This window comes from Halomonas sp. IOP_14 (genome assembly GCF_021021315.1).
In the GTDB taxonomy this organism is placed as follows: domain Bacteria; phylum Pseudomonadota; class Gammaproteobacteria; order Pseudomonadales; family Halomonadaceae; genus Vreelandella; species Vreelandella titanicae.
The window spans coordinates 1-3371 of the sequence record NZ_JAINWD010000094.1 but is presented as its reverse complement, the minus strand read 5'-3'; the positions used below and the strand labels follow the sequence as shown (position 1 = coordinate 3371).

General features: G+C 58.1%; 2 protein-coding genes. Both read right to left on the bottom strand.

Annotated elements, in window-relative coordinates:
- Positions 1-615: biotin/lipoyl-containing protein (locus K7H09_RS24190; RefSeq protein WP_230806348.1), on the bottom strand; the 615-nt coding region annotated here is incomplete at its 3' end.
- Positions 616-673: 58 nt separating this feature from the next.
- Positions 674-3346: a pyruvate dehydrogenase (acetyl-transferring), homodimeric type gene (gene aceE / locus K7H09_RS24185; protein ID WP_009287423.1), complete on the bottom strand. Its 2673-nt coding sequence runs from the start codon at positions 3344-3346 to the stop codon at positions 674-676.
- Positions 3347-3371 lie beyond the last annotated feature (25 nt).

The window sequence follows — 3371 nt, the reverse complement described above, 5'->3', positions numbered from 1 at the left end:
GTCGCCGCCTTCGCCGACGATCTCCATCTGGCCGATCACATCGCCTTCAGACACCGTGTCGCCCTCTTTCACGGTAAAGCTGACGATCTTACCGCTATAGGGGCTAGGTACGTCCATGGAGGCTTTGTCAGACTCCAACGTGATCAAGGTGTCTTCGGCCTCAACCTCATCGCCTTCGCTGACCGCGACGTCGATAATTTCGACGCTGTCCGAGCCGCCGAGATCGGGCACTTTGATATCCACCGTCTGCTTACCGCCGGCGGCCTTTTTAGCTGCGGGCTTCTGCTCTTGAGACGGCTCTTTGGGTTTTTCTTGCTTCGCTGGGGCCTCTTCAGGCTGGCTGTCAGACGAGCTCTCTTGTTTCTCGTCGCCGCCACCTTCGACTTCCAGCTCAACGATATCGTCACCTTCCGAGACGCTATCGCCTTCTTTGACCAGCACTTTGAGTACCTTGCCGCCTTTCGGGGCCGGTACGTCCATGCTGGCTTTGTCGGATTCCAGCGTGATTAGGGTGTCTTCCGCTTCAATGACGTCGCCTTCTGACACCGCAATCTCGATGATTTCGACATCGGTATCGCCACCGATATCGGGAACTTTGATGATTTCGCTACTCAAGGTCGCGCTCCTTCCAAATCGGATCGAGCCGGTGGGCCACCGCCCACCGGTCAGCGGTTTAGCTAGTCAGCGGGTTAGGCTTATGGGCATCAATGCCGTACTTCTTAAGCGCTTCACCAACCTGCTTGCGATCAATCTCGCCACGCTCAGCCAGCGCACGTAGCGCCGCCACGGTCACGAAGTAGCGATCTACTTCGAAGAAGTAGCGCAGCTTCTCGCGGGTGTCTGAACGGCCAAAGCCATCGGTACCCAGTACAGTGTAGTCACCCGGTACCCAGGCACGCACTTGATCGGCATACAGCTTCATGTAGTCGGTCGACGCGATCACCGGGCCGTCGCGCCCTTCCAGGCACTGTGTGACGTGAGGCTTGTTGGCCTCGGCGTCTGGGTTCAGGAAGGCTTCACGATCCAGCAGCAGCGCTTCACGACGCAGCTCGTTAAAGCTGGTCACGCTCCAGATGTCGGCGCCGATGCCCCAATCGTTCTCAAGTAACTCAGCGGCAGCTTCCACTTCGCGCAGAATGGTGCCAGAGCCCAGCAGTTGAACGCGGCCCTTGTCACCCTTGGTTTCGCGCAGTAGGTACATGCCTTTAACGATATCGTCGGCGGGCACGTTTTCCAGCGCAGGGTGCTCGTAGTTCTCGTTCATCACCGTCAGGTAGTAGAAGCAGTTCTCCTTGTCGGTGAACATGCGCTTCAGGCCATCCTGCAGAATCACGGCGACTTCATGGGCATAGGTCGGGTCGTAGCTGCGGCAGTTGGGGATGGTGGAGGCCTGAATCAGGCTGTGACCATCCTGGTGCTGCAGGCCTTCGCCGTTAAGCGTGGTGCGCCCTGCGGTGCCGCCGACCATAAAGCCACGGGCTTGCAGGTCACCCGCCGCCCAGGCCAGATCGCCAATGCGCTGGAAGCCAAACATCGAGTAGTAGATGTAGAACGGCAGCAGCGTGACGTTGTTGTTGCTATAGGAGGTCGCCGCGGCGATCCAGGCCGACATGGCGCCTGCTTCGGTAATGCCCTCTTCGAGAATCTGACCTTTCTGATCCTCGCGGTAGAACATGATCTGGCCTTTATCCACCGGCTCGTACTTCTGACCTTCCGAGGTGTAGATACCCAACTGACGGAACATGCCTTCCATACCGAAGGTACGCGCTTCGTCAGGGATAATCGGCACCACCTTCTTGCCCAGCGTCTTATCTTTGACCAGGCCGTTAAGCACCCGCACAAACGCCATGGTGGTCGAGACTTCACGCCCTTTCGAGCCGCCCATTTGCGAGGCAAAGGTTTTGTCTTCGAGGCTGGGGATCTCCAGCGCCTCGAAGTCGCTTTGACGGCTGGGTAGGTAGCCGCCCAGACGCTCGCGCTGCAGGTGCATGTACTTGAGCTCGGGAGAGTCGTCTTCCGGCTTGTAGTACGGCACGTCTTTGAGCTGCTCGTCGGTTAACGGAATACCGAAGCGATCGCGGAAGGTCTTGAGCGCTTCATACTCCATGCTCTTGACCTGGTGCGCTTCGTTGGCCGCTTCGCCATCGCCGCTACCCATACCGTAACCTTTAACGGTGTGCGCCAGGATGACCGTGGGCTTGCCGTTGGAGGTGTTAACCGCCTCGTTATACGCCGCGTAAACCTTGAACGGATCGTGGCCACCGCGGTTGAGCTTCCAGATATCTTCGTCGGAGAGGTCTTTGACCATCGCCTCGGTTTCTGGATATTTGCCAAAGAAGTGCTCACGGGTGTAAGCGCCGCCGTTGGCTTTGTAGTTCTGGTACTCGCCGTCGACCGCTTCGTCCATGCGTTTCTGAAGGATGCCTTTCTTATCCTTCTCGAACAGCGGATCCCAGTGACGCCCCCAGACGACCTTGATCACGTTCCAGCCCGCGCCACGGAAGACGCCTTCGAATTCGTCCATCACCCGCGAGTTGCCGCGTACCGGGCCGTCAAGGCGCTGAAGGTTGCAGTTGATGACGAAGATCAGGTTGTCGAGATTTTCGCGCCCCGCCAGTGAAATGGCGCCCAGGGATTCCGGCTCGTCACACTCGCCGTCGCCCATGAAGCACCAGATCTTGCGGTCATACATATCCTTCAGCTCACGGTGATGCAGGTACTTCATCACGTGCGCTTGATAGATCGCTTGAATCGGGCCAAGCCCCATGGAGACCGTGGGGAACTGCCAGTAGTCCGGCATTAACCACGGGTGCGGGTAGGACGAGAGGCCATCGCCATCGACTTCCTGGCGGAACCTGTCCATCTGCTCTTCCGATAGACGCCCTTCCAAATAGGAACGTGCGTAGATGCCCGGTGCTACGTGGCCCTGAATATAAATCAGGTCACCGGCAAAATCGCCCTGAGGCGCGCGGAAGAAGTGGTTAAAGCCCACGTCATACAGGGTAGCCGAGGACATAAAACTGGCAATGTGGCCACCCAGGCCCGGCTTGGCGCGGTTATTACGAATCACCTGGGCAATGGCGTTGTAACGGATCAAGGAGCGGATACGGCGCTCCATGAACAGGTCACCAGGCATCGGTGCTTCGCGGTGAACCGGGATCGTATTACGGTGCGGGGTCGTCACCGAGAAGGGCACCTTCATGCCGTCCCGGCGCAGGCGATCCGCCAGGCGGGTCATCAGGTAGCGGGCACGATCTTCGCCCTCACGATCCAATACCGATTCCAGGGAATCAATCCATTCCGTGGTTTCGATCGGATCGAGATCTTCTCTTGTCTCCAGACTCATAGAGGTCTCTCCGAATGACGATAAA

What these genes read in the sequence shown, in the direction of transcription:
- aceE (WP_009287423.1), bottom strand. Translation starts at nt 3,346, where the DNA reads ATGAGTCTGGAGACAAGAGAAGATCTCGATCCGATCGAAACCACGGAA.